Origin of the sequence: Deinococcus seoulensis, assembly GCF_014648115.1 — a bacterium.
Lineage (GTDB): Bacteria > Deinococcota > Deinococci > Deinococcales > Deinococcaceae > Deinococcus > Deinococcus seoulensis.
The window spans coordinates 1-24,337 of sequence record NZ_BMQM01000011.1 but is presented as its reverse complement, the minus strand read 5'-3'; the positions used below and the strand labels follow the sequence as shown (position 1 = coordinate 24,337).

The following is a 24,337-nucleotide window of genomic DNA, read 5'->3' as shown; positions in this document are numbered from 1 at the left end:
GTGTGACGCTGGGCAGGGCGGCGGGTGACGGCTGCTTGGCAGGGTGGGTGAATGCGGGGCCGCGCGGATCGGTGTGTCCGGCGCGGCCCCGCTGTGTGCTTTAGGTGCTGTGTGGTTCAGGTGCTGTGTGGTTCAGGTCTGTTGGGTGTTCAGGCGAAGGTGGGCTGCTGTCCGGCGGCTTTCAGGCGGAGCATGCTGCCCACGAAGATGGCGGTACTGGCGGCCGTCAGGGTCAGCAGGATGATGAACGCGGCCTGCGGGCCGAGGCTGGTTTTCAGGGCGGTGAACATGAGGGGCAGGATGAAGCCACCCAGGCCGCCGAGCAGGCCGACGAGACCGCCGACGGTGCCCATCTGGCCGGGGTACCACTGGGCGACCAGGGTGTAGGTGCTGGCCTTGCCGACGCCCATGCCGAGGCCGACGACGGTGGTCAGCAGCAGGAAGGGCGTGAGGGGCAGGTCGCGGGTCAGGGGGGTCAGGCCGAGCAGCATCACGGCGAACGAGGCGACGGTCACGGCGCGCGGCCCGAAACGGTCGCTCAGGTAGCCGCCGACGGGGCGCAGCAGGCTGGCGGGGAAGATGAACAGCGCGGTCAGCAGGCCCGCCTGCGCCAGGGGAATGCCGTAGTGGTCGACGTAGTACTTGGGCAGGAAGAGGGAGTACGCGACGTACGCGCCGAAGAACACCACGTAGTACAGCCCGAATCGCCACACCTGCGCCCTGGCCAGGGGGCGCAGCCAGTCGCTCAGGGTGCGGCCGCTGGGCTGGGCGTGGTCGGCGGGCGCGAGGCGGTACGTGATGGCGGCGCACACCAGGAGCAGCAGCGTGAACACGAACGGCACGAAGTGCCATCCGCCGGGGATCAGCAGTCCGGCGGGCACCAGGGTGATTATCAGGGGCGCGAGGAGTTTGGTGAGGCTGGCTCCGGCGTTCCCGGCGCCGAACGTGCCGAGCGCGAGGCCCTGGCGTGCGGTGGGGACCCACTGGGCGATCCAGGCGTTTCCGACGGCGAAGCTGACCCCGGCGAGGCCGACGCCGAGCGCAAGGGTCAGCAGCAGGGTGTAGCTGCTGGCGTAGGAGAGGGCCAGCGCGAACGCGGCGGTCAGGAGGGTGGTGATCAGGAACACGGTCTTGCCGCCGTAGCGGTCGGCCCAGATGCCTGCCGGGAGGCGCAGCAGCGAGCCGGTCAGGACGGGTATGGCGGTCAGCAGCGTGAACTGCGCGTCGGTCAGGCCGAGTTCCTTGCGGATGGGCAGGCCGACGATGCCGAACATCAGCCACACGGCGAACATCAGCGTGAAGCCCAGGGTGGCGAGCGTCACGACGCGGCGGGCGTCGGGCGTCAGGGGGGCGTTCCCGGTGAGGTCCGGGGCGGGGGTGGGGGCGCTGGGGGCGTGCGTCATGGGGTTCCTCCTGCGGGTGTGGGGGGGCGGGTGTGGGGGGCTCTGTACGCCGGTGAGGGTGTCACCGGATGGGACCGGGGTTGGATTAAGCGGGGTGGGGCTGAGCGGGGTGCAGTGACCTGTCCGGCACCCTGAGCAGGTGTCGGAACGGGTGTGGGCGGCGGTCAGTGGGTGGGGGTGGGCCTCAGGGGGCGCGGCAGGGGGCCGGGGTCAGTCGTGAGGCTGGTATCAGGCGTGGCATCGGGAGCGTGAACGGGGGCGGGCAGCAGTGTGACGGGCGTGATCTTGAAACCCGGCATGCGCGAGTGGGGGTCCAGGGCGTCGGGGTCGGTCAGCAGGTTGGCTGCGCCCGGCCAGTGGAACGGAATGAACAGCGTGTCGGGGCGGATGCCGGGGGTCAGGGTGACGGGCAGCGTGGCCTGTCCGTGCGCGGTGCGCAGCGTGACGGGCTGCCCGGCGCGCAGGCCGTACGCCAGGGCGGTGTCAGGGTGGATCTGCACGGTGTTCTCGGCTTTCAGGGCGGGGTTGCGGCGGGTCTGAGTGCCGCTCTGGTACTGCCCGCTCAGGCGGCCGGTGGTCAGGTGCAGGGTGCGCGGCGCGAGGTCCGGGGTGGGCAGGCGCGGCACGTGCAGGGTGGCCAATCCGTCGGGGGTGGGGTAGGTGGGCGCGTAGGCCAGGGGCGTGTCGGGGCCGTCGGCGCGCGGGACGGGCCACTGGGCGCTGGCGCGGTCGAGGCGTTCGGCGCTCAGGCCGCTGTAGTCGGCCTTGCCGCCGCGCGTGGCGAGGAAGAAGTCGTCCTGCAGGTCGCGGAAGGTGGGGTACGTGAAGCCGTGGGGCCGGCCGATGGCGTGCGCGAGGTCGCACAGGATCCGCCAGTCCTCGCGGGCGGCGCCGGGGGCGGTCATGGCGCGGCGGCGGCGCTGCACGCGGCCTTCGAGGTTGGTGGTGGTGCCTTCCTCCTCGCACCACATGCTGCCGGGCAGGACCAGCGTGGCGAGCTGCGCGGTCTCGCTGGGCAGGAAGTCGATGACGATCAGGTGCTTGAGGGCGCGCAGTTTCTCGGTGATCTGTCCGGCTCCGGCGGCGCTGACGACCGGGTTGCTGCCCAGTACGATCAGTGCGTCGATGCCGTCCTCGCCGCTGTCGCCGCAGGCGTTCAGGAGTTCCTGGGCGCTGTGGCCGGGTGAGGGCAGGTGGGATTCCGGGACGTTCCAGTGGGCGGCCATCTGCGCGCGGTGGCGGGGGTCGCGCAGGCTGCGGGCGCCGGGCAGCTGGTCGTTCTTCTGGCCGTGTTCGCGCCCGCCCTGGCCGTTGCCCTGGCCGGTCAGGGTGCCGAAGCCGCCGCCCTGCTTGCCGACGTGCCCGGTCAGGAAGGCGAGGTTCAGCCAGGCCTGCACGGTGTCGGTGCCGTGGGTGTGCTGTTCGGGGCCGCGTCCGGTGAGGATCAGGGGTGTGCGGGCGTCGGCGTAGGCGCGGGCGAGGGTCATCAGGTCCGTTTCGGGAATGCCGCACTCGTGGGCCACGCGGGCCGGTGGGTAGTCGTCGGCGTGCCACAGGACGTCGCTGAGGCCGTGGGCGGGCGCGGTGGGGCGGATCCTGCCCCACTGTTTCATGAGGTGCAGCAGGCCCAGGGCCAGGAGGCCGTCCGTGCCGGGGCGGGGCGCGAGGTGCCGTCCGGCGACTTTCGCGGTGGGCGTGGCGCGCGGGTCGATGGCGTAGATGGCGCCGCCGCGTTCGCGGGTGCCGCGCAGGTACTGCGTGATGGGCGGGAGGGTCTCGGCGATGTTCGCGCCGACCAGCAGGATCAGGTCGCTGCGGGGCAGGTCGGACAGCGGGAAGCCCAGGCCCCGGTCCAGGCCGAAGGTGCGGTTCAGGGCCGTGCTGGCGCTGGCCATGCAGTAGCGGCCGTTGTAGTCGATGTTGGGTGTCTGGAGGGCCACGCGGGCGAATTTGCCCAGCAGGTACGTCTTCTCGTTGGTGAGGCTGCCGCTGCCGAACACGCCGATGCGTTGCGGGGCGCGCTGCACCAGGGGGGTCAGGGCCTCGCGGACGTGGGCCATCGCTTCGGGCCAGCTGACGGGTACCAGCTGGCCGTCGCGGCGCAGCAGGGGCGTGGTCAAGCGGTCGGGGTGGCGCAGGTCGGCCGGCGCGGCGAGGCCTTTCTTGCAGACGGTGCCGCGCGCGACCGGGCAGTCCCGTGTGGGTGCAGCGCGCGTGACCAGTCCCTGTTCAATGTGCAGGTCGAAGTTGCACTGCACGGCGCAGTAGGGGCAGGTGGTGCGGACGGTGCGGGAGGGGGCCGCGTTCATGGGGCGAGCCTGAGGGTCAGCGTGAGAAAAGTCAAGGCCAATTTTGCGGATCGTCAAAAAAAATCTGCTCAATCTGCAAATTTCTAGACAGATGACCGGGTGGGCACCGACTTAATTGGGTGTTTTGTCAGAAAAACTTGACAAGACGCTCAGAATCCGGCTCAATGTGCGGCAGCGATCGCCACCGCTGCGCCACAGGGCCACTGGACCCACAGGGCCGCGCAGCCGCGACCCGCCCGGAGGACCCCATGACCCCAACCCAGGCTCCCAGCACCCCGCACGTCGTGATCATCGGCAGCGGCATGGTCGGTCACCGGCTGGTCGAGCGGCTGCGCGCCCAGGCCGCCCCGCAGACCCTGACCGTCACGGTCATCAGCGAGGAGGGCCGCCTCGCGTACGACCGCGTGCACCTCAGCAGCCACCTCGACGATCCGCAGCCCGACCTGTCCCTGGCCACCGACGCCAGCTACGCCGCTCAGGGCGTGAACGTCGTGTACGGCCGCGCCACGGACGTGAACCTGCACACGCGCGAGGTGACGGTCGCCGGGCGCACCCTGAGCCGCACCCTGAGCTACGACGCGCTGGTGTTCGCGACCGGCTCGGTGCCGTTCGTGCCGCCGGTGCCGGGCCGGGATGCCGGCGGGTGCTTCGTGTACCGCACGCTGGACGACCTGGACGCCATCCGCGGGGCCGCCCGCAGCGCCCGGACCGGCGTGGTCGTGGGCGGCGGCCTGCTGGGCCTGGAAGCGGCGGGCGCGCTGCGCAAACTGGGCCTGGAGACACACGTCGTGGAGTTCGCGCCGCACCTGATGCCTGCCCAGCTGGACGCCGAGGGCGGCGCCACGCTGCGCCGCACCATCGAGGGCATGGGCATCGGCGTGCACACCGGGAAATCCACGGCAGCGATCACCAGCGGCGCACAGGGTCAGGTGACCGGCCTGGACTTCACGGACGGCACCCGCCTGGACACGGACCTCGTGGTGTTCAGCGCCGGTATCCGCCCGCGCGACGATCTGGCCCGCACCTGCGGCCTGGGCGTCGGCGAGCGCGGCGGCATCCTGATCGACGACGCGTGCCGCACCAGCGACCCGCAGGTGTACGCGGTCGGCGAGTGCGCCCTGCACGACGGGCGCATCTACGGTCTGGTCGCGCCCGGCTACCAGATGGCGAAGGTGGCGGCCGCCAGCATCCTGCGGGACCTCGGCGTGCTGTCCGGTGAAGCGCTTCACTTCCGGGGCGCGGACCTGAGCACCAAACTGAAACTGCTGGGCGTGGAGGTCGGCTCGTTCGGAGACGCGAAGGGTGTCACGCCCGGCGCGCGCAGCGTGTCCCTGAGCGACAACGTGCGCGGCACGTACAGCAAGCTGGTCGTCAGTGCCGACGGGACGACCGTGCTGGGCGGGCTGCTGGTGGGCGACACGGCCCGCTACGCGGAGCTACTGGACCTGACGCTGTCCGCCGCGCCGCTGACCGTCCCGCCCGAGACGCTGATCGTGCCGCCCCTGCCCGGCGGCGCGGTGATGACGTCCGCCGACGCGCTGCTGTGCTCCTGCGAGAACATCCGCGAGAGTGCCGTCTGCGCCGCGATAGGTGACGGCGCGCGCGACGTGGCCAGCCTGAAGAAATGCACCGGGGCGGGCACCGGCTGCGGCGGGTGCGTGCCCAGCCTGCACGGGCTGCTGCAGACCGAACTGCGCCGCCTGGGCGAGGCCGTGACCAACCACCTGTGCGAGCACTACCCGCACTCACGGCAGGAACTGTTCGACCTGATCCGCGTCCGGGGGCACGTCACCTGGGACGAGGTGCTCGCCGCGCACGGCACGGGCCTGGGGTGCGAGATCTGCAAGCCCGCCGTGGGCAGCATCCTGGCCAGCCTGCACAATGAACTGGTCGTCGCGCCGCGCCACGCGCCCATGCAGGACACAAACGACGCGTTCCTGGCGAACATTCAGAAGAACGGCACGTACTCGGTCGTGCCGCGCATTCCCGGCGGCGAGGTGACCGCCGACGGCCTGATCGCCATCGGCGCGGTCGCCAAACGCTTCGGGCTGTACTGCAAGATCACGGGCGGGCAGCGCATCGACCTGCTCGGCGCGCACCGGGACGACCTCCCGGCGATCTGGGAGGACCTGATCGCCGCCGGGTTCGAGAGCGGGCACGCGTACGGCAAGAGCCTGCGCACCGTCAAGAGCTGCGTCGGATCCACGTGGTGCCGGTACGGCGTGCAGGACTCCACCAGTCTCGCCGTGCGGCTGGAACTGCGTTACCGGGGGCTGCGCAGCCCGCACAAACTGAAAAGCGGCGTGTCCGGCTGCACCCGCGAGTGCGCCGAGGCCCGCAGCAAGGACTTCGGGGTGATCGCCACCGAGCGCGGCTGGAACGTGTACGTCGGCGGGAACGGCGGCGTGACGCCAAAGCACGCCCTGCTGCTCGCCAGCGACCTGACCGAGGACGAGGTCATCACGCTGCTCGACCGTTACCTGATGTTCTACGTGCGGACCGCCGACCGCCTCCAGCGCACGAGCACGTGGCTGGAGAACCTGGACGGCGGCCTGGAGTACCTGCGGAGCGTGATCGTCGAGGACCGCCTGGGCATCTGCGCGGAACTGGAAGCCGGGATGGCGCGGCACATCGGCACGTACCAGGACGAGTGGGCGGCCGCCGTGGCCGACCCGGCTGTGCGCGCCCGCTTCCGGACCTTCGTGAACAGCGACGCCCGCGACGACGGCGTGCAGTGGGTGGATGAACGCGGGCAGATCCGCCCGGCCGACAACCCGCACCTGTACCCGCTGCCCCTGGGCGGCGACTGACCCGGGGATGCCGCCGACCCACCCTGACCCGCCGCTGACCTGCCGCTGACCCTCACCCCCCACCCTGCCTGCGAAGCCTGCTGCCCCTCAAGGAGCGACGATGACCCTCACCCCCACCCTCCCTGCCGTCTCCCCCACCCTGCCCTGGACGCGCGTGTGCGCGGTCAGCGACATTCTGCCCGGCACCGGCGTGTGCGCCCTGATCGGCGGGCAACAGGTCGCGGTGTTCCGCGTGGCGGGGCGCGTGTTCGCCCTGGGGAACCTCGACCCGTTCACCGGCGTGGGTGTCCTGTCGCGCGGCCTGACCGGCAGTTACACCCGTGACGGTCAGACCCGCCTGAAGGTCGCCTCGCCGCTGCTGAAACATACCTTCGACCTTGAAACCGGCGAGAGCCTTGAAGCCCCCGGCGTGCGCGTTCCCGTGTACGCCACCCGCACCGAAGGAGGTGACGTATGGACTGGTTCGCTGGCCTGAACGTTCTGAGTCTGGAATCCCGCCGCAGTGAAGAGATGCACACCCTGATCCGCAAGTATGGTGGCGCGCCGCAGGTCGCCCCCAGCATGCGCGAGATGAAACTGGACCTGAGCGCGCCGCTGTCGCAGTTCGAGCGTGACCTGAGCGCAGGGGACATTGACGCGGTCGCCTGCCTGACCGGCGTGGGCACCCGCATGTTCCTGAAGGAACTCGCCGCCCGTGACCCGCAGCACCTCGAGACGCTGCGCGGCGTGCCGTTCGTGTCGCGGGGCAGCAAACCCGCCCAGGCCCTCAAGGCGTTCGGCCTGAGCAGCACCGTCGTGCCCAAGCCCAGCACCTGGCACGAGGTGCAGGAACACCTGATCGCCACGCTGGAACGCGGTCAGCACGCCGTGATCCTCGAGTACGGCGAGGCCGTCCCGACCGCCATGCTGCGCGAACTGGGGTACGCCGGGATCCGCGTGACGAGCGTGCCCGTGTACCGCTGCGCGTTCCCGCAGGACACCGCCCCGCTGGCGAGGGCCGTGCGGGACGTGATCCTGGGCGGCCCGGACATCCTGCTGCTGTCGAGCGGCACGCAGATCCTGCACTTCCTGAAGTACGCCGAGAAACTGAACCTGCTGGAAGAGGCCCGCGCCGGACTGAACCGCATGGTCGTCGTGTCCATCGGCCCGGCGTGCAGCGAGGCGGCCGCCGACCTGGGCCTGCGCATCGACCTGGAAGCCAACCCGCACAAGATGGGCATCCTGGTCCGCACGGCCGCCGAGCACGGCCCCGCCATCCTGGCAGCCCGCCTGGGCCGCGCGGGGTAAACGCAGCAGGCAGCCGCCAGAGGAAGGGGGGGAGGAAGGCCGCCGTGGCCCCCTCCCCCCCTTCCCTTGCGGCGTGGTGGGCCGGGTCAGCCGGACGCCGTGGGCAGCGCCTGAATCTGCGACACGAAGAACGAGGGCGAACCGTCGTCGGAGAGGATCATGGAGACGTTCAGCTGCGCCCAGATCTCGTGCCCGTCCGCGTGGAAGTAGCGTTTGCGCATCTCGTACTGCGGGATGTCGCCTTCGAGCAGTTGCCGCAGCAGGCCCAGGTCGGCGTCCAGGTCGTCCGGGTGGGTGATGTCCTGGAAGGTCAGGGTCAGCAGTTTCTCGCGCGGGTAGCCCAGCAGGGTGCACAGGGTGTCGTTCACGGACATGAACCGGCCCAGCGGGGAGACCAGCGCCATGCCGATGGGCGACTTCTTGAACATCGCGACGAACAGCTGCGTTTCACGGTCGGGCATGCGTGAACCTCGGGCGGAATGACATGCGTTCATTGTAGGAACTTTCTCGTCCCGGTGGGCGCACAGGCGCCGCGCCCGGTACTGCCCCGGTGAACGTGCGCGGCCCCGGTGCGCCGGAGTCCATCAGCGGGTCAGGGCGTACGGGATGACGTGCGGGCGGCCGGTGTCCGGGTCGGCCAGCAGGTGCGCTTTCAGGCCGAACACGTCGCGCAGCATGTCGTGCGTCAGGACCCCGGCGGCCGGGCCGTGCGCGTAGATCTCGCCGCCTCGCAGGGCGATCAGGTGGTCGCTGTAGCGGGCCGCCTGGTTCAGGTCGTGCAGGACCATCACGACCGTCTTGCCCTGCTCGCGGTTCAGGCGCTGCGCGAGGTGCAGCACCTCGAGCTGGTGGGCGGGGTCGAGGTAGGTGGTGGGTTCGTCCAGCAGCAGGATGTCGGTCTGCTGGGCGAGGCTCATGGCGATCCAGGCGCGCTGCCGCTGCCCGCCGCTCAGGTCGTCGAGGGCGCGGCCCGCGAAGACGCGCATGCCGGTCTGGTCGAGCGCCCACTCGACGGCCTCGCGGTCGCCGGGGCGGCGGACGGGAAAGCGGCCCTGGTGCGGGTGCCGGCCGAACCAGACGAGTTCCTCGACGCTCAGGCCCTCGGGCGCGACGGGGCCCTGCGGGAGGATGGCGAGGCGGCGGGCGATCTCGCGGCCCGGCAGGGTGTGCAGCGCCTGACCGTCCAGCAGCACCTGCCCGCGTCCCGGTGGGAGCAGGCGGGCCAGGGCGCGCAGCAGGGTGCTCTTGCCGCAGCCGTTCGGGCCGATGATGGACGTGACCTGCCCGGCCGGAATGCTGAGGTTCAGGTCCGGAATGATCACGTTCTGGCCGTAGCCGAGGCGCAGGTCGCGGGTGGAGAGCGGCGCGGGCCGGTGGGTGGGGTCGGTCATGGGGTTTTCCTCAGCAGGTACAGGAAGTACGGCGCGCCGACCAGGGTGGTCAGCAGTCCGGCCGGGACTTCCAGGGGGGGCAGCAGCGTGCGGCCCAGCGTGTCGGCCGCCAGGACCAGCGCCGCGCCCAGCAGCATCGAGACCGGCAGGGCGCGGGCGTGCCGCGCGCCGACCAGCAGCCGCGCCACGTGCGGGGCGAGCAGGCCCACGAAGCCCAGGATACCCGCGCCGGTCACGGCGGCGCCCGCCAGGGCCACGCCGACGCCGAGGGCCAGAAGTCGCGCGGGGTTGACGCGCGTGCCGAGGCTGGTGGCGAGGTCCTCGCCGAGGTTCAGGATGTCCAGCGTGCGGTGCAGCACCCAGGCGGCGGGCAGCAGGATCAGCGCCCAGGGCAGCAGGCGCGCGGCGCGCAGGCTGTCGGCGCCGTACACGGTGCCGGTCAGGAAGGTCAGGGCGCTGCCCAGCCCGTCGGGCGCGCGGACGAGTACGAGTTGCTGCGCGGCCCCCAGCGCGGCGGCGACGGCCACGCCCACCAGCGCCAGCCGCACTGGGTGCAGCCGCCCGCCGCGTTCCTGCGCGAGCAGCAGCACCAGCCCGAAGCCACCCCAGGCGCCGGCCAGCGCCGCCCACGGCAGGCCGCCGGGAGGCGCGGCGGGCCACGCGAGCAGGAACACGGTCGCGGCCAGTCCCGCCCCGGCGCCCACACCGATCAGGTCCGGCGAGGCCAGCGGGTTGCGGATCACGCCCTGCATGACCGTGCCGGACGCGGCGAACATTGCGCCGCACAGCAGCGCCACGGCCACGCGCGGGGCGCGCAGCTCCAGGACCAGTTGACGGGTCAGGTCGTCCCCGCCGCCCAGCAGCGCCGCCAGCACCGAGCGGGCCGGGGTCGGGACCGCGCCCAGCCCCAGCGCCAGGACGCCCAGCGCGGCGCACAGGGCGGCCAGGATCACGGCGACCGTGACGGCGCGGGCGGTCGTGAAGCGTGGCGTGCCTCCGGGAAGGGCCGTCACGGCTGGTACTGGTAGCCCCGTGCGGGCGCGGCGTCCTGCAGGAAGCGGCTCTCGATGGCCTGCGCGGTCATGAGTTTCAGGGCGGTCGGGCCGCGCCCGCGGGTCCAGTCGTCCCGGTTGAAGGTGTACACCCGGCCGCGTTTCACGGCGCTCAGTTTCTGCCACAGCGGATTCTTCGCCCAGGTGTCCGTGACGGGCTTCTCGTCCGGGGCGGTGAACAGCACCAGCGTCTGCGGGTTCAGGGCGACCAGACCCTCCAGGCTGGTCTCGAACTGCGTCTGCCCGTCACGGACCGGGACGGCGTTGCGGCGTCCCACCGCCTCCAGGAAACTCCCGGCGAAGCTGCCCTGCGTGTGCACCGTGAACGACGTGGGCGTGACCACGCCCGCCACGAAGGTCGGGGCGCCCTTTTTCGTGAAGGCGCGGGCCTTGGCGATCAGGGTCTTCTGGTCGGCCAGGAGTTGCCGGGCGGCGGCCTCGCGGCCCACCAGCCGGCCGATCTGGAGGGTCTGGTTGTTCAGTTCGTCCAGGTCGGCGCGGCGGCTGGGGAACACGGCGGTCGGCGCGAGGCGCGCGAACCCGGCGGCGCTGTCCTTGTGAACCAGGGCGTCCGCGAGGATCAGGTCCGGGCGGGCGGCGGCCATGGCTTCCAGGCTGGGTTGCGCGCGGCTGCCGGTAGGCGTGATGCCACCGACTTTCGGGCGCAGGTAGGGGGGCGCGCCCCGGTCGCCGCCCTGCGTGCCGAGCGCCGCGCCGACCGGCCGCACGCCCAGCGCCAGCAGGGTATCCACGAAGGAGTATTCGAGCGCCACGACCCGCCGGGCGGGCGCGGTCAGGGTCAGGGTGCCGCGGTCGGTGGGCACGCTGACCGGCGCGGCCGAGGCGCCGGGGGCCAGCAGCAGGGCCGGGAGGAGGGCGGTCAGGAGGATGGAACGGGAGATTCGGTCGGGCATGGTGAGTCCTTTCAGTGAAACGGCAGAAGATAGAAACGGAGACAGGGGGGCCGGTGTCATTCGCGGCGGCCCACGCGGCGGGCGATCAGTACGAACACGGGCGCGCCGACCGCCGCGACCAGAATGCCGACCGGGGTCTCGGCGGGCCGGTCGATCAGGCGGGCGGCGGTGTCGGCCAGGGTCAGGAACGCGGCGCCCAGCAGCGCCGCGAGCGGCAGGCTCAGGCGGTGGTCGGGGCCGCTCAGGGCGCGCGCGGCGTGCGGGACGATCAGCCCGACGAAGCCGATGGGACCGCACACGCTGACCGACCCGGCGGCCAGCAGCACGCCCAGACCCGTGACGATCACGCGGTCGCGGTCCGTGCGCGCGCCGAGACTGCGGGCCACGTCCTCGCCGAGGGTCAGGACGTTCACGCGCGGCGCGGCCAGCAGCGCCAGCAGCAGCCCGCCGCCCAGCCACGGCGCGATCTGCGCCAGTTGCTCCCAGGTGCGCCCGGCCAGCGACCCGGACAGCGCGAACAGGGCGCCCTGGGCGCGTTCCTCGAACAGGATCTGCACGGCGCGGGTGGCGGCCGCCGCCAGGGACGCGACTGCCACGCCCGCCAGCGCCAGTCGCAGCGGGGTCACGCTGGCCGTGCGGGCGGCCACGTAGGCGGCCAGCGCGGCCAGCACGCCACCCAGGAACGCGGCGGGCACGAACAGCGCGGCGGGCGCGGCCGGGAAGAACACGACCATGATCAGGATGGCGAGCGCGCCGCCCGCCTCCACGCCCAGGATGCCGGGGTCGGCGAGCGGGTTGCGGGTCACGCCCTGAAGCAGCAGGCCCGACACAGCCAGCGCCGCCCCGGCCAGCGCGGCGACCAGCGTGCGCGGCAGCCGCAGCGTGTGAATGACCAGACTGTTCACGGAGTCGTCCGGGCGCAGCAGCAGGCGCGCGGCGTCGGGCAGGGGAATGTCGGTCGCGCCGAGTGCCAGCGACAGCAGCACCGAGGCGGGCAGGGCCAGCAGTGCCAGCAGCAGCGGGAAGCGCCAGGGCCGGGCGTCCGTCATGCGCGGGTGCCGGGCAGCGTGGTCACGGGGCCGAGGGTCCACTGCGCGACCGGCGCGCGGGCCGGAGCGTGACTGGAGCCCGGCAGGAGCAGCGGCGCGGCGGGCAGAACCGGGGCGCGGTACGTCTCGGGGCCGTGCGGGCCACTGGCGGTCAGGGTGACGGTGTGCCCGCCGTCCGGGTGGGTCTCGACGGTCGCGCGGCGGGCGCGGTTCAGCCAGTCCCAGCCGTGCTGGACGAGCAGGTGCCGGTCCAGCAGTTGCGCCAGTGGGGGCAGGCCCGCGTGGCCGCGCAGGTGCCCGGCGACCTGGGCGGGCGTGACCTCGCGCCGCGCGACCTGCACGGCCAGTTCCGGGGTCAGGTGCGCCCACAGCAGCCCCGAGGGCAACTCCACGGCCGTCGCGGCGAAGCGGTGCCCGCCGAAGTGCCCGGTCCGCCACGCGCGCACGCCCGCGCCGCCCAGCGCCTGGAACACCGGCACGCCGTAGCGGCCGCAGGCGGCGTCCACGGTGCCGTGCGTGCAGACATGCAGGTCCGGGCCGTCCGGGGCGGGCACGGCGGTCCAGTCACCGCCGGTCAGCGCGGACGGGTCGAGCAGGGTGTCGTGCAGGCCGCGCGCCCAGTCGCTCTGGGGCAGGTCGCTGGCGTAGTCGCGCCGGACGTACCCGCCCAGGCCGCCGTGCGGGGTACCGCCCAGCGTGTAGTGACGAACGCGCAGGGGGCGGCCGGGCGTGGCAGGGGCGCTCATCAGCAGGCCGAACCCAGCGCCGCTGGCCTCGACCTTCTCGCGCAGCGCGGCGAACACGGCCTGCTGTTCGGGCGTCCAGGCGTTCACGTCGCGCAGGCGCGCCCACATGGGCACGTCGAGTTCCAGGACCGTCACCTCGGCCCAGTGGGGGGCGGTGCCGATGGGGTCCTCTCCGGCGGCGCGGGATTCGTCCGCGCACAGGTTCAGGCGGGTCACGTCAGCGGCCGCTGAGGGCGCGGCCGGTCTCGCCGGGCAGTGAGGCGGCGAGCGGGGAGGTCGGGGGGATCAGGAAGCGGTTCACGCGCCGCACCCTAGTTAAACCGAGCGGAATAGTCAAGTTTGTCTGGAACATCACCGGTAACCAGCTTGACCTAAACCAATTTTTAGGCGAGACTAAAAATATGAAGATGCTGCTGCTCTCCGCCGCTCTGCTGTGCGTGGCCGGCACACTGTCCGCCTGCCGCCCCGCCGAGCAGACCACCCAGACCACCCCGCAGGGCACCGACACCGGTTCCGATACCGGCGACCGCCCGCGCGTGCTGACCACCTTCACCATCCTGGCCGACATGACCCGCAACGTCGCCGGCGACCGCATCGAGGTCGTGTCCATCACCCGACCCGGCGCGGAAATCCACGGGTACCAGCCCACCCCCAGCGACCTGATCCGCGCGCAGGGCGCCGACCTGATCCTGAACAACGGCCTGAACCTCGAACGCTGGTTCACCCGTTTCACGCAGGACAGCGAGGCCCCCACCGTCACGCTGACCGAGGGCATTAAGCCCGTAAACATCTCGGCCGACGCCTACGCGGGCAAACCCAACCCGCACGCCTGGATGTCCCCGAAAAACGCCCTGATCTACGTCGAGAACATCCGCCGGGCACTGACCGACCTCGACCCGGACGGGGCCGACACCTTCCAGGCCAACGCCGACGCCTACGCCGCGCAGATCCGCGAGGTCGACCAGCAGCTCTCCACGCAGCTGGGCCAGCTGCCCCCGAACCGCCGCGCCCTGGTCACCTGCGAGGGAGCCTTCAGTTACCTCGCGCGCGACTACGGCCTGAAGGAACTGTACCTGTGGCCCGTCAACGCCGAGGAAGGCCAGGGCACGCCCCGCCAGATCCGCGCCGTGATCGACGGCGTGCGCGCCCAGGGCATCCCCGCCGTGTTCTGCGAGAGCACCGTCCCGGACAAGGGCATGCGGCAGGTTGCCGCCGAGGCTGGCGCCCGCTACGGCGGCGACCTGCACGTGGACTCGCTGTCCGACGAGGTGCCCACCTACCTCGACCTGCTACGCAAGGACGCCGACACCATCCTCGCGGGCCTCACAGGGGGGCAGCCTTGAGCGCCCCCGCGCTGGACGTGCAGGGCGTGAGCGTCGCGTACGGCGGCGGCCGCCTCGCCCTGAGAAGCGCCACACTGACCCTGCAACCCGGCCGGATCTGCGGACTGGTCGGCATGAACGGCGCGGGCAAGAGCACCCTGTTCAAGACGATCATGGGGTTCCTGCCGCCGCTGCGCGGGCAGGTGCAGGTGTTCGGGCAGCCCGTCCGGCAGGCGCAGAAGGCCGGCGTGATCGCCTACGTCCCGCAGGCCGAGGACGTCGACTGGGACTTTCCGGTCAGCGTGCGTGACGTGGTCACCATGGGCCGCCAGGGCCGCATGGGCCTACTGCGCCGCCCGTCCGCCGCCGACCGCGAGGCCGTGCAGGCCGCCCTGGCGCGCGTGTCCATGACCGACTTCGCCGAACGGCAGATCGGGGAACTGTCGGGCGGGCAGCGCAAACGCGCCTTCCTGGCCCGCGCGCTGGCGCAGGACGCCCGCCTGCTGCTGCTCGACGAACCCTTCGGCGGCGTGGACGTCGGCACCAGCGAGGCCATCACGGGCCTGCTGCGCGACCTTGCGGGCAGTGGCCGCAGCGTCCTGGTCAGCACGCACGACCTGGGCACCCTGGAAACCTTCTGCGACGACGTGGCCCTGATCGCCGACCGCACCGTCCTGACCGCCGGGCCGACCGCGCAGATCCTCACCGCCGGGAACCTCGCCCGCGCCTTCGGGGGCCGCTCGCCGCTGCACGACCCGGCCCGCATTCCCGCGCGCGCCCCGGAGGTCCGCTGATGGACGCCCTGATGAATTCCCTGCTGGCCCCCATCGGGTACGACTTCATGCTGCGCGCCCTGCTGGTCTCCTCGCTGGTCGGCGCGGTCTGCGCGGTCCTGTCGTGCTTCATCACGCTCAAGGGCTGGTCCCTGATGGGCGACGCCGTGTCGCACGCCGTGCTGCCCGGCGTGGTCCTGGCGTACCTGCTGAACCTGCCGTTCGTGATCGGCGCGTTCGTGTTCGGCCTGATCAGCGTCAGCGCCATCGGGTTCATCCAGTCCCGCTCGCGCGTCAAGGAGGACACCGTGATCGGCGTGGTGTTCACGGCGCTGTTCTCGCTGGGCCTCGTGATGATCTCGCGCGTGTCCAGCGACGTGCACCTGTCGCACATCCTGTTCGGGGACGTGCTGGGCATCAGCCAGGACGAACTGTGGCAGACCGTCATCGCGGGCGCCGTCGCGCTGGGCGCCATCCTGATCCTGCGCCGCGACCTGCTGCTGTACGTGTTCGACGCCACGCACGCCCGCTCCATCGGCCTGAACACCGGCTTCCTGTACGCCGCGCTGCTGGTCATCCTGGCCCTGACCATCGTCAGTGCCCTCCAGACGGTCGGCGTGATCCTGGTCGTCGCCATGCTGATCACGCCCGGCGCGACCGCGTACCTGCTCACGGACCGCTTCAGCCGCATGATGTGGCTGGCCGTGGCGACCGGCGTGCTGTCCAGCCTGCTCGGCACGTACGTCAGTTACTTCCTGGACGGCGCAACCGGCGCGTGCATCGTCCTGACGCAGAGCGTGCTGTTCGGACTGGCGTTCCTGTTCGCCCCGAAACACGGCCAGCTGGCCCGCCGCCGCCAGCAACGCCTGGAACGCGAGGCGGAGTTGCAGGGCTGACAGGATTCCGATGGAATGGTGTGCAGACCGTTCCATCCGAGCGAAGCGAGCAGGAACAGAGCGGGGTCCGGGCGTGGAGGACGAAACAGACGGACTCCGTAATGAGGCCCAACAACTCAAGAGGCGCGCCCCCGGTCACTCCAGGGGCGCGCCTCTCTTCTGGAGTCAGTCGCCCAGGACGGTGTCCCCGCCGATCCAGACGCGGGCGACGTCGGCGGGCGTGCCGGTGGCGAAGGCAGCGGCCAGGGCGCGCTCGGGGCTGGCGGCGTGGCGGAACACGGCGTCCAGGGGCGTGCCGGGCGCGGGCCTGAGGTGCACGGCGTCGAAGGCGCGGCCCGGCTCGAAGGACCCGGTGTGCGGCAGGTCCAGCGCCTCGGCCCCGGCGAGCGTGGCGAGGTACAGCAGGTGCGCGGGGCTCAGGGGGACGCCGCCGGGCATCAGGTTCTGCATGAAGTGCGCCTGAAGGCCTTCTTTCAGCAGACTAAAGCCGGTGCCGCCGCCCACGTCGCTGCCCAGCGAGACGTGCACGCCGGCGTCCAGGTGGCGGCGCAGCGGAAAGAAGCCGCTGCCGAGCGCGGAGTTGCTGCACGGGCAGTGCGCGGCGGTGCAGCGGTGCGCGGCCATCACGGACAGTTCGCGGTCGGTCGGGTGGACATTGTGCGCCAGGACCGAGTGGCGGCCGACCAGTCCGGCGCGTTCGTAGGTGTCGAGGTAGTCGCGGGCGCCGGGGAACAGGTCGCGGACGGTCTGGATCTCGCGGGTGTTCTCGTTGATATGGCTGGTGAAGCGCAAGCCGGGAAAGTCCCTCATCAGGGCGGCGCAGGCGTCCAGGATGCCCTCGCTGGCCGACAGGCTGAAGCGGGGCGTGACGGCGTACAGGGTGCGGCCCGCGCCGTGCCAGCGTTCGATCAGGGCGCGGCCCTCGTCGTAGGCGCGCTGGGGCGTGGTGTGCAGTTCATCCCGCAGCAGGCGGTCACTGACCACCAGTCCGGTCACGGCGCGCAGGCCGGTGCGGGTGGCCTCCTCGAAGAAGGCGTCCACGGCGCCCGCGAAGTGCGAGCCGAACACCAGCGCGGTGGTCGTCCCGGCGCCGATCAGCCCGCCGATGAAGTCGCGGGCCACGCCGCGCGCGTAGGCGAGGTCGGCCATGCGGGCCTCCTCGGGCAGGGCGCACTGGTCGAGCCAGTCGAGGAGCGGCAGGCCCAGCCCGCCGATCACGCGCACCTGCGGGTAGTGGACGTGCGTGTCGATGAAGCCCGGGAGCAGCAGGCCGCCGCGCAGGTCGGTCACGGGGGCGTCCGGGTGCGCGACCCGGATGTCTGCGAAGGGTCCGGCAGCGAGAATCACGCCGTCCTGAACGAGCAGGCCGCCGTCCGACTGGGCGTCCAGCGCGTCCGGGTGCGTGAAGGGGTTGCGGGGCGTGTGCAGGTACGTGGCGCGGTACAGGGTGGCGGCGGAGGTCGGCTGTGCCAGGGTCGCCGGTTGCTGCTGAGGCGGGAAGTGCGGGTTGGGAGTGGTCACGGGGTCCTTTCTGCGGCGGGGAGCGTCTGGAGGGAGGGCGCCGCCTGAATGAGCGGGAGGAGTTGCGCGGCGACGGCCAGCGCGATCACGGCCGGGTGCTTGCGCTGCGGCCCCAGGGTCAGGTCCGGCAGGCCGATAGGCGTGGTGACGCGCGCCAGCGCGGCGGGCGGGTGGCCCAGGTCGCGCAGTTGCGCCTGGAAGCGGGTCCACTTGGCGGCCGAGCCGATCAGGCCCACGAACCCCAGGTCAGACCTGCGCAGCGCGGCGTCGATCAGGGCGGCGTCCTCGGCGTGGTCGTGCGTCATGACCAGCAGGTGCGTTCCGGCGGGCAGGTCGTGCAGGGTCATCTCGGGAATGGGCGAGTGGTGCACGTGCAGGGTCGCGGCGGCGTCCGAGAGGACCGACAGGCGCTCGGGGGTCAGCTGCGCGGCGCGCGAGTCCACGAGGTGCAGGTGCAGCGGCAGCCGCGACAGCATCCGCGCGAGTTCCAGGCCCACGTGCCCCACGCCGAACACCGCGACGTGCGCGCGGGCCGCCTGCATGGGTTCGAGCAGCAGCGTGACCTCGCCGCCGCAGCACTGGCGGCCGTGGTCGTTCGCGGCGCGGTCGGTCAGGCGCAGCGTCAGCAGGTCCGGTGTGGTCGCGCCGGTCGCCAGCAGGGCGCGGGCGCGGTCCACGGCGGTCGCTTCGAGGTTCCCGCCGCCCACGCTGTCCCAGGTGTGTTCGGCGGTAATCAGCATCTTCGCGCCGGCCTCGCGGGGCGTGTGCCCACGCGCGGCGGCGACCGTGACGAGCACGCCCGCCTCGCCGCGCGCGTGCAGGGCGTTCAGGGCCTCGCGCCAGTTCATGCGCGGCCGCCGCGCACGGGAGTGTCATACGGACTCCGATTGAATGGCTTGCAAAGCCGTTCAATCCGAGCGGAGCGAGTAGGAGCAGAACGGATTCCGGACGTGGAGTTGATAGATCGGTGGTGTTCCGATCTGTCAACGAAACAAACGGAATCCGTATCAGTCACCGGGCACCTCGGCAGGCCGGGCGGTGCGGGCCGCATCCAGCGCCCAGTACACGGCCTCGGGTGTGGCGGGGCTGTTCAGCAGGGTGCTGCGGCTGGGCGGGCCGAAGGCGGCGCAGGCCTCGCGCAGCGCCTCGCGCGCCGAGATCGCCAGCATCAGCGGCGGCTCGCCCACGGCCTTGGAGCCGTACACCACGCCGGATTCCGTGGCGCGTTCCAGCAGGCCCACGTTGAACTGCTCGGGCAGCTCGCTGAAGCTGGGCAGCTTGTACGTGCTGGCCGACTGGGTCTGGAGGCGACCCCGGTTCGGGCCGTCGGACTCGTCCCAGCGGAGTTCCTCCAGGGTCAGCCAGCCCAGGCCCTGCACGTACCCGCCCTCGACCTGCCCCAGGTCGATCAGCGGCGAGAGGCTGTCCCCGACGTCGTGCAGCAGGTCGGCGCGGCGCACGCGGTACGCGCCGGTGAAGCCGTCCACCTCGACCTCGGTGACGCTGGCGCCGTAACTGAAGTACTTGAACGGCTCGCCCTGCATCGCCACGCGGTCCCAGTGGAGGCCCGGCGTGCGGTAGAAACCCGCCGCCCACAGCTGCGTGCGCAGGTGGTAGGCGTCGTGCACCAGGGTCTTCCAGTCCAGGCCGCGTTCCGGGTGGCCCAGCGGGAACACGCGCCCGGCCTCGAAGCGCACGTCGTCCGGGTGCACGCCGAGCGACCCGGCGGCCACGGCGGCGAGGTTCGCGCGGATCTGATCGCAGGCGTCCTTCACGGCTCCGCCGTTCAGGTCGGCGCCGCTGCTGGCGGCGGTGGCGCTGGTGTTCGGCACCTTGTCCGTCCGGGTCGGCGCGAGGCGCACCGAGGACAGCGGCACGCCCAGCGCGGTCGCGGCCACCTGCATCATCTTGGTGTGCAGGCCCTGGCCCATCTCGGTGCCGCCGTGGTTGATCAGCACCGAGCCGTCCTTGTACACGTGCACGAGGGCGCCCGCCTGGTTGTACGCCGTGAAGTTGAACGAGATCCCGAACTTGACCGGCGTGACGCTCAGGCCGCGTTTGCGGTGCGGGTGCGCGGCGTTGAAGGCCTCGACCTCCGCCTGCCGTTCCCGGAAGTCGCTGCGCTCCAGCAGTTGCGCCCACAGGTCATGCATGCGCTCGGCGTGCCGCACGGGCTGGCCGTAGGGGGTCGCCTCGCCCGGCTGGTAGAAGTTGCGCTGCCGCAGCTCGTGGGCGTCCAGGCCCAGCAGCGGGGCCACGCGGCCCAGGATGTCCTCGGTGACCAGCATGCCCTGCGGCCCACCGAAGCCCCGGAAGGCCGTCTGCGAGGTCTTGTTCGTTCTGGCGATCCGCCCGCGCGCGTGCACGTGCGGGATGAAGTACGCGTTGTCCAGATGGCACAGGGCGCGCGCCATGACCGGTTCGGACAGGTCGAGGCTCCAGCCGCCGTCGCTGGTCAGGGTGACCTCCAGCGCCGTGAAGCGGCCGTCGGCGTCGAACCCGGCCTTCCACGCCGCGTGGAACGGGTGGCGTTTGCCGGTCTGGGTCATGTCCAGCGTGCGGTTCAGGCGCAGCCGGACGGGACGCCCGGTCAGGGTGGCACCCAGCGCGGCAATCGCCGCGTACCCGTGCGGCTGCATCTCCTTACCGCCGAAACCGCCGCCCATGCGCAGGCACTGCACGGTCACGTGGCTGGACGGGAGGCCCAGCACGTGCGCGGTGATCTCCTGCGTCTCGGTCGGGTGCTGCGTGCTCGACTGGATGAAGACCTGACCGGCCTCGTCCACGTGTGCCAGCGCGGCGTTCGTTTCGAGGTAGAAGTGCTCCTGCCCGCCGATGTCGAACTCGCCCGTGAACACGTGCGCGGCCTGCTCGAAGCCGACGGTCACGTCGCCGCGCGCCAGGGTGGACTGCGCCCCCTGGAACGCTTCGGCGGCGATGGCCTCGCGGACCGTGATGACCGACGGCAGCGGCTCGTAACCCACCTGCACGGCGGCGGCCCCCAGGCGGGCGGCGTCCTCGGAGTCGGCCAGCACCCACGCGACCGGGTGGCCGTGGTACATGGCGACCATGGGGAACAGCGGTTCGTCGCCCTTGACGCCCGCGTCGTTCACGCCGGGCACGTCGGCGGCCGTCAGGACACGCACGACGCCCGGCACGGCCAGCGCGGCACCCGTGTCCAGGCCGGTCACGCGGGCGTGCGCGTGCGGCGACCCGACCGGCCACGCGTGCAGCAGGTTCTGGAGTCTCACGCCCAGGTCGTCGGTGTACAGGGCGTGCCCGGTGACGTGCAGCGCGGCGCTCTCGTGCAGGATGGCCTCGCCCACGGACGCGGCGGACGGACGTTCGTGCAGGCTCATGCGCCCACCTCCTGTTCCTGCGTGGCGGCGTCCTGCGATTCGAACCAGAGTTTCAGCAGGCTCTGTTCCAGCATCGCGGCGCGGTAGGCGGCGCTGGCGCGGTGGTCGCTCAGGGGCGTGCCGGTCTGCCCCAGCAGGCGCGCGGCCGTCCGGACGGTCGCCTCCGTCCAGGGCTGCCCTTCCAGCGCCGCCTCGGTGTCACGGGCGCGCAGGGGCGTGGCGGCCACGCCGCCCAGGCCGATGCGGGCGCGCGTGACCACGCCGCCGCGCACGTCCAGCGCGTACCCGACCGCCACGCTGGAGATGTCGTCGAAGCGGCGCTTGGCGATCTTGTGGAAGGCCGTCAGGGGCGAGAGCGGCAGCGGAATCCGCACGGCGGCGATCAGTTCGCCCGGCTGCCGCACCGTCTGCCGGTACCCGGTAAAGTAGTCCGAGAGCGGCACCTCGCGCACGCCGTCCGGGCCGACGAGCCGCACCGAGGCGTCCAGCGCCAGCAGCGCGGGCGGACTGTCCCCGATGGGCGACGCGGTGCCCAGGTTCCCGCCCAGCGTGGCCGAGTTGCGGATCAGGCGGCTGGCGAACTGCGGGAACCACCCGGCCAGGAGCGGCACGCGCCCGCCCAGGCGGCGTTCCAGCTCGCTGAGGCTGTGGCCCGCGCCCAGCAACAGCGAGTCCGCGCGCTCCTCGAACACCCGCAGTTCCGGCAGGTGATCCACGGCGACGGTCACGGCGGCCCGCGCGTGACGCAGGTTCACTTCCACGCCCCAGTCGGTGCCGCCGGACAGCACCTTCGCGTCCGGGTGCGCGGCCAGCAGGTTCAGGGCTTCGGCCAGGGTGGCAGGCCGGTGGAATTCACCGTCCGGGGCGTTCAGGACCGTGGGGCGCGGGGCCGGGGCGGGCTGGGCGCGGCGCGCGGCCAGGGGGTCGGCGGCGTCCGGGGAGCCCAGGGCGTACGCGGCGTCCGCGATGGGGCGGTAGCCGGTGCAGCGGCACAGGTTTCCGCTGAGCGAGTGCAGGTCGAAGCCGTTCGCGGCGCCGTGCTGGCCGTCCACGCGGTCCGGGCGCAGGTACTCGGCGGCCATGCTGACCACGAAGCCCGGCGTGCAGTACCCGCACTGCGACCCGCCCCGCACCGCCAGTTCCCGCTGCGCCGGGTGCAGCGCGGCGGGCGAGCCGAGGCCCTCGCTGGTCACGACCTGCGCGCCGTCCACGGCGGCCAGCGTCACCAGGCAGGCGTTCACGCTGTCCCAGCGGGTGCCGCCCTGCCCGTCGTCGCGGGCGATCAGGACCGCGCAGGCTCCGCACTCACCCTCGGCGCAGCCTTCCTTGCAGCCGGTCAGGCCCTGGGCGCGCAGGTGGTTCAGCAAATTCGTGTGCGCTCCGGCGGGCACCTCGCCCGGCTGGCCGTTCACGGTCAGGTTCACTCTCTGCATGTCACTCCTTGACCACCTTTCGTGCGGTGGCAGACACCCGGCGATCAGCGCCCACCAGCCTGAAGGCCTTCAGGGGCGGACGCATGGTTCACGCCGGACGCGGTGTCTGGGGCGGGCCGCTGGTTATCCATGCAGAACAACGGCCTGATTGAGTACCCGCCCAGGATAAGGCAAGGGCCGCAGTGGCGTACGCCGCTCGTCTGGGCAGCCGGACCGGACGCTCAGCAACTGGTGAACCCGGTACAGAACAGCGCGAATTGCGGCACAATAGCGGCGTTCCGAATCCGGCCGCGCCACGCGGCACCACACACCCGGCGGGCGCCTGCCCGCCCTGAACACAGGGAGACCCTATGACCGAACCGAACGCAGACATCATCGTGGTGGGAGCCGGACTGGCCGGACTGGTCGCCGCCGCCGAGGCCGCCGACGCCGGAAAGCGCGTGCTGCTGCTGGACCAGGAAGGAGAGCAGAACCTGGGCGGACAGGCCTTCTGGTCGTTCGGAGGCCTGTTCCTGGTGGACAGCCCCGAGCAGCGCCGCCTGGGCATCCGCGACAGCCGCGAACTGGCCCTGAGCGACTGGATGAACACCGCCGGTTTCGACCGGCCCGAGGATCACTGGCCCCGGCAGTGGGCGCAGGCGTACGTGGACTTCGCGGCGGGCGAGAAACGCTCGTGGCTGGCCGCGCAGGGCCTGAAACTGTTCCCGGTGGTCGGCTGGGCCGAGCGGGGCGGGCAGGGCGCGCTCGGGCCGGGCAACAGCGTGCCGCGCTTCCACATCACCTGGGGGACCGGGCCGGGCGTGGTCGAGCCGTTCGAGCGGCGCGTGCGCGCCCACCTGCTGTCCGGGCGGATCCGCGCGCACTTCCGACACCGGGTGCGGGAACTTGTGTTCGACGGTCCGGCCGTGACGGGCGTGCGGGGCGACGTGCTGGAAGCCTCGCAGGTCGCGCGCGGCGAAGCGAGTTCCCGCGTGGTCGTCGGGGACTTCGACCTGCGGGCCGGGGCCGTCATCGTGACGTCCGGCGGGATCGGCGGGAACCATGATCTGGTGCGCCGCAACTGGCCGCGCGAGCGGCTGGGTGAACCCCCGGCGTTCATGGTGGCGGGCGTACCCGCGCACGTGGACGGGCAGTTGCAGCAGACGGTGCACGCGCAGGGCGCGAACCTGATCAACCCGGACCGCATGTGGCACTACACCGAGGGCCTGCGCAACTGGAATCCCATCTGGAAGGGGCACGGCATCCGCGTGCTGCCGGGGCCGAGCAGCCTGTGGCTCTCGCCCACCGGTGAGCGGCTGCCGTACCCGCACGCGCCGGGCTTCGACACGCTGGGCACCCTGACGCACATCACCACGCAGGGCTGGCCGTACACGTGGTTCGTGCTGAACCGCGCGGTCATCAAGAAGGAATTCACGCTCAGCGGCTCAGAGCAGAACCTCGACCTGACGGAACGGGACATCCGCGCCACGCTGGGCCGCGTGGGCAGCCGCGTCTCGCCCAGCGTGCAGGCCTTCATGGATCAGGGCGAGGACTTCGTGGTCCGCGACACCCTCGACGACCTGCTGCGCGGCATGGCCGACCTGACCGGCGACGGGCTGCTGGACCCCGAACAGGTCCGCCGTGAGATTCACGCGCGCGACGCGGCCCTCGCCAATCCCTTCGGGAAGGACCCGCAGATCACCGCGCTGCGCGGCGCACGCGCCTACCTGGGCGACCGACTGGTGCGCGTGGCGAAACCGGGACCGCTGCTGGACCCGCAGAGCGGCCCGCTGATCGCCGTGAAACTGAACATCCTGACCCGCAAGACCCTCGGCGGCCTGGAAACCGACCTGAGCGCACGCGTGCTGGGTCAGGGCGGCCAGCCCATTCCAGGCCTGTACGCGGCGGGCGAGGTCGCGGGCTTCGGCGGGGGCGGCGTGCACGGCTACCGCGCGCTGGAAGGCACCTTCCTGGGCGGCTGCATCTTCAGCGGCCGGATCGCGGGCCGCGCCGCCGCCGGGACCGTGTAATACGGACTCCGATTGAAGGGGCTACAAAGACCCTTCAAGCCGAGCGAAGCGAGTGGGAGAGAA

The 24,337-nt window shown here is 72.0% G+C and carries 19 protein-coding genes; 7 read left to right on the top strand and 12 right to left on the bottom strand.

Features of this window, described 5'->3' with window-relative positions; all coding sequences use genetic code 11:
- Window positions 1–149: 149 nt before the first annotated feature.
- Both IEY70_RS09615 and IEY70_RS09610 read right to left on the bottom strand, forming a co-directional pair.
- Window positions 150–1,403: an MFS transporter gene (locus IEY70_RS09615; RefSeq protein WP_189064793.1), complete on the bottom strand. Its 1,254-nt coding sequence runs from the start codon at window positions 1,401–1,403 to the stop codon at window positions 150–152.
- Between the two features lie 164 nt (window positions 1,404–1,567).
- Window positions 1,568–3,712, bottom strand: a complete 2,145-nt coding sequence (locus tag IEY70_RS09610) for a molybdopterin oxidoreductase family protein (RefSeq protein WP_189064792.1) — start codon at window positions 3,710–3,712, stop codon at window positions 1,568–1,570.
- 248 nt (window positions 3,713–3,960) lie between these two features.
- Here IEY70_RS09610 and nirB point away from each other — a divergent pair, with 248 nt between their 5' ends.
- The 3 genes from nirB (at window position 3,961) to IEY70_RS09595 (ending at window position 7,809) form a co-directional block, all read left to right on the top strand.
- Window positions 3,961–6,522, top strand: coding sequence for a nitrite reductase large subunit NirB (gene nirB, locus IEY70_RS09605; RefSeq protein WP_189064791.1), 2,562 nt, complete (start codon window positions 3,961–3,963; stop codon window positions 6,520–6,522).
- 100 nt (window positions 6,523–6,622) lie between these two features.
- Window positions 6,623–6,997 (top strand): nitrite reductase small subunit NirD, encoded by a 375-nt coding sequence (gene nirD, locus IEY70_RS09600; protein WP_189064790.1) that lies wholly within the window; start codon window positions 6,623–6,625, stop codon window positions 6,995–6,997.
- Entirely contained in the window at window positions 6,976–7,809 is an 834-nt protein-coding gene (locus IEY70_RS09595) for a uroporphyrinogen-III synthase (RefSeq protein WP_189064789.1), read from the top strand. The genes nirD and IEY70_RS09595 overlap by 22 nt, the downstream gene beginning before the upstream one ends.
- An 86-nt stretch (window positions 7,810–7,895) precedes the next feature.
- On the opposite strand, the gene IEY70_RS09590 is transcribed toward IEY70_RS09595, so the two are convergent.
- The 6 genes from IEY70_RS09590 to IEY70_RS09565 form a co-directional block, all read right to left on the bottom strand.
- The gene (locus IEY70_RS09590) at window positions 7,896–8,270 is read right to left on the bottom strand and encodes a PAS domain S-box protein (protein WP_189064788.1); all 375 of its coding nucleotides are present in this window, start codon (window positions 8,268–8,270) and stop codon (window positions 7,896–7,898) included.
- Window positions 8,271–8,393: 123 nt separating this feature from the next.
- Entirely contained in the window at window positions 8,394–9,200 is an 807-nt protein-coding gene (locus IEY70_RS09585) for an ABC transporter ATP-binding protein (protein ID WP_189064787.1), read from the bottom strand.
- The gene (locus IEY70_RS09580) at window positions 9,197–10,213 is read right to left on the bottom strand and encodes a FecCD family ABC transporter permease (RefSeq protein WP_229777804.1); all 1,017 of its coding nucleotides are present in this window, start codon (window positions 10,211–10,213) and stop codon (window positions 9,197–9,199) included. Before IEY70_RS09580 ends, IEY70_RS09585 begins: the two co-directional genes overlap by 4 nt.
- The gene (locus tag IEY70_RS09575; RefSeq protein ID WP_189064786.1) at window positions 10,210–11,166 is read right to left on the bottom strand and encodes an ABC transporter substrate-binding protein; all 957 of its coding nucleotides are present in this window, start codon (window positions 11,164–11,166) and stop codon (window positions 10,210–10,212) included. The genes IEY70_RS09580 and IEY70_RS09575 overlap by 4 nt, the downstream gene beginning before the upstream one ends.
- A gap of 56 nt (window positions 11,167–11,222) precedes the next feature.
- Window positions 11,223–12,215 carry a FecCD family ABC transporter permease gene (locus tag IEY70_RS09570; protein WP_189064785.1) on the bottom strand — a complete coding sequence of 331 codons (993 nt, stop codon included), beginning with the start codon at window positions 12,213–12,215 and terminating at the stop codon, window positions 11,223–11,225.
- Window positions 12,212–13,177: a sucrase ferredoxin gene (locus IEY70_RS09565; protein WP_189064784.1), complete on the bottom strand. Its 966-nt coding sequence runs from the start codon at window positions 13,175–13,177 to the stop codon at window positions 12,212–12,214. Before IEY70_RS09565 ends, IEY70_RS09570 begins: the two co-directional genes overlap by 4 nt.
- Window positions 13,178–13,362: 185 nt before the next feature.
- Here IEY70_RS09565 and IEY70_RS09560 point away from each other — a divergent pair, with 185 nt between their 5' ends.
- The 3 genes from IEY70_RS09560 to IEY70_RS09550 are packed head-to-tail and all read left to right on the top strand — an operon-like array spanning window position 13,363 to window position 15,952.
- Window positions 13,363–14,304, top strand: a complete 942-nt coding sequence (locus IEY70_RS09560; RefSeq protein WP_308425518.1) for a metal ABC transporter substrate-binding protein — start codon at window positions 13,363–13,365, stop codon at window positions 14,302–14,304.
- A complete protein-coding gene (locus IEY70_RS09555; RefSeq protein ID WP_189064783.1) occupies window positions 14,301–15,077 on the top strand; it encodes a metal ABC transporter ATP-binding protein in 777 nt (258 codons plus the stop codon). Before IEY70_RS09560 ends, IEY70_RS09555 begins: the two co-directional genes overlap by 4 nt.
- A complete protein-coding gene (locus IEY70_RS09550; RefSeq protein ID WP_229777803.1) occupies window positions 15,077–15,952 on the top strand; it encodes a metal ABC transporter permease in 876 nt (291 codons plus the stop codon). The genes IEY70_RS09555 and IEY70_RS09550 overlap by 1 nt, the downstream gene beginning before the upstream one ends.
- A 165-nt stretch (window positions 15,953–16,117) precedes the next feature.
- On the opposite strand, the gene guaD is transcribed toward IEY70_RS09550, so the two are convergent.
- The 4 genes from guaD to IEY70_RS09530 all read right to left on the bottom strand — a co-directional run bounded on the left by guaD (window position 16,118) and on the right by IEY70_RS09530 (window position 22,265).
- Window positions 16,118–17,425 carry a guanine deaminase gene (guaD, locus tag IEY70_RS09545; RefSeq protein ID WP_189064855.1) on the bottom strand — a complete coding sequence of 436 codons (1,308 nt, stop codon included), beginning with the start codon at window positions 17,423–17,425 and terminating at the stop codon, window positions 16,118–16,120.
- A 44-nt stretch (window positions 17,426–17,469) separates the two neighbouring features.
- Window positions 17,470–18,321 carry a xanthine dehydrogenase accessory protein XdhC gene (xdhC, locus tag IEY70_RS09540; RefSeq protein ID WP_189064782.1) on the bottom strand — a complete coding sequence of 284 codons (852 nt, stop codon included), beginning with the start codon at window positions 18,319–18,321 and terminating at the stop codon, window positions 17,470–17,472.
- A 159-nt stretch (window positions 18,322–18,480) separates the two neighbouring features.
- Window positions 18,481–20,832 carry a xanthine dehydrogenase molybdopterin binding subunit gene (gene xdhB, locus IEY70_RS09535; protein ID WP_189064781.1) on the bottom strand — a complete coding sequence of 784 codons (2,352 nt, stop codon included), beginning with the start codon at window positions 20,830–20,832 and terminating at the stop codon, window positions 18,481–18,483.
- Window positions 20,829–22,265, bottom strand: coding sequence for a xanthine dehydrogenase small subunit (locus tag IEY70_RS09530; RefSeq protein WP_189064780.1), 1,437 nt, complete (start codon window positions 22,263–22,265; stop codon window positions 20,829–20,831). Before IEY70_RS09530 ends, xdhB begins: the two co-directional genes overlap by 4 nt.
- A 350-nt stretch (window positions 22,266–22,615) precedes the next feature.
- On the opposite strand from IEY70_RS09530, the gene IEY70_RS09525 reads away from it, so the two are divergent.
- Window positions 22,616–24,274 (top strand): FAD-binding dehydrogenase, encoded by a 1,659-nt coding sequence (locus tag IEY70_RS09525; RefSeq protein ID WP_189064779.1) that lies wholly within the window; start codon window positions 22,616–22,618, stop codon window positions 24,272–24,274.
- The last annotated feature ends 63 nt before the right edge of the window (window positions 24,275–24,337 follow it).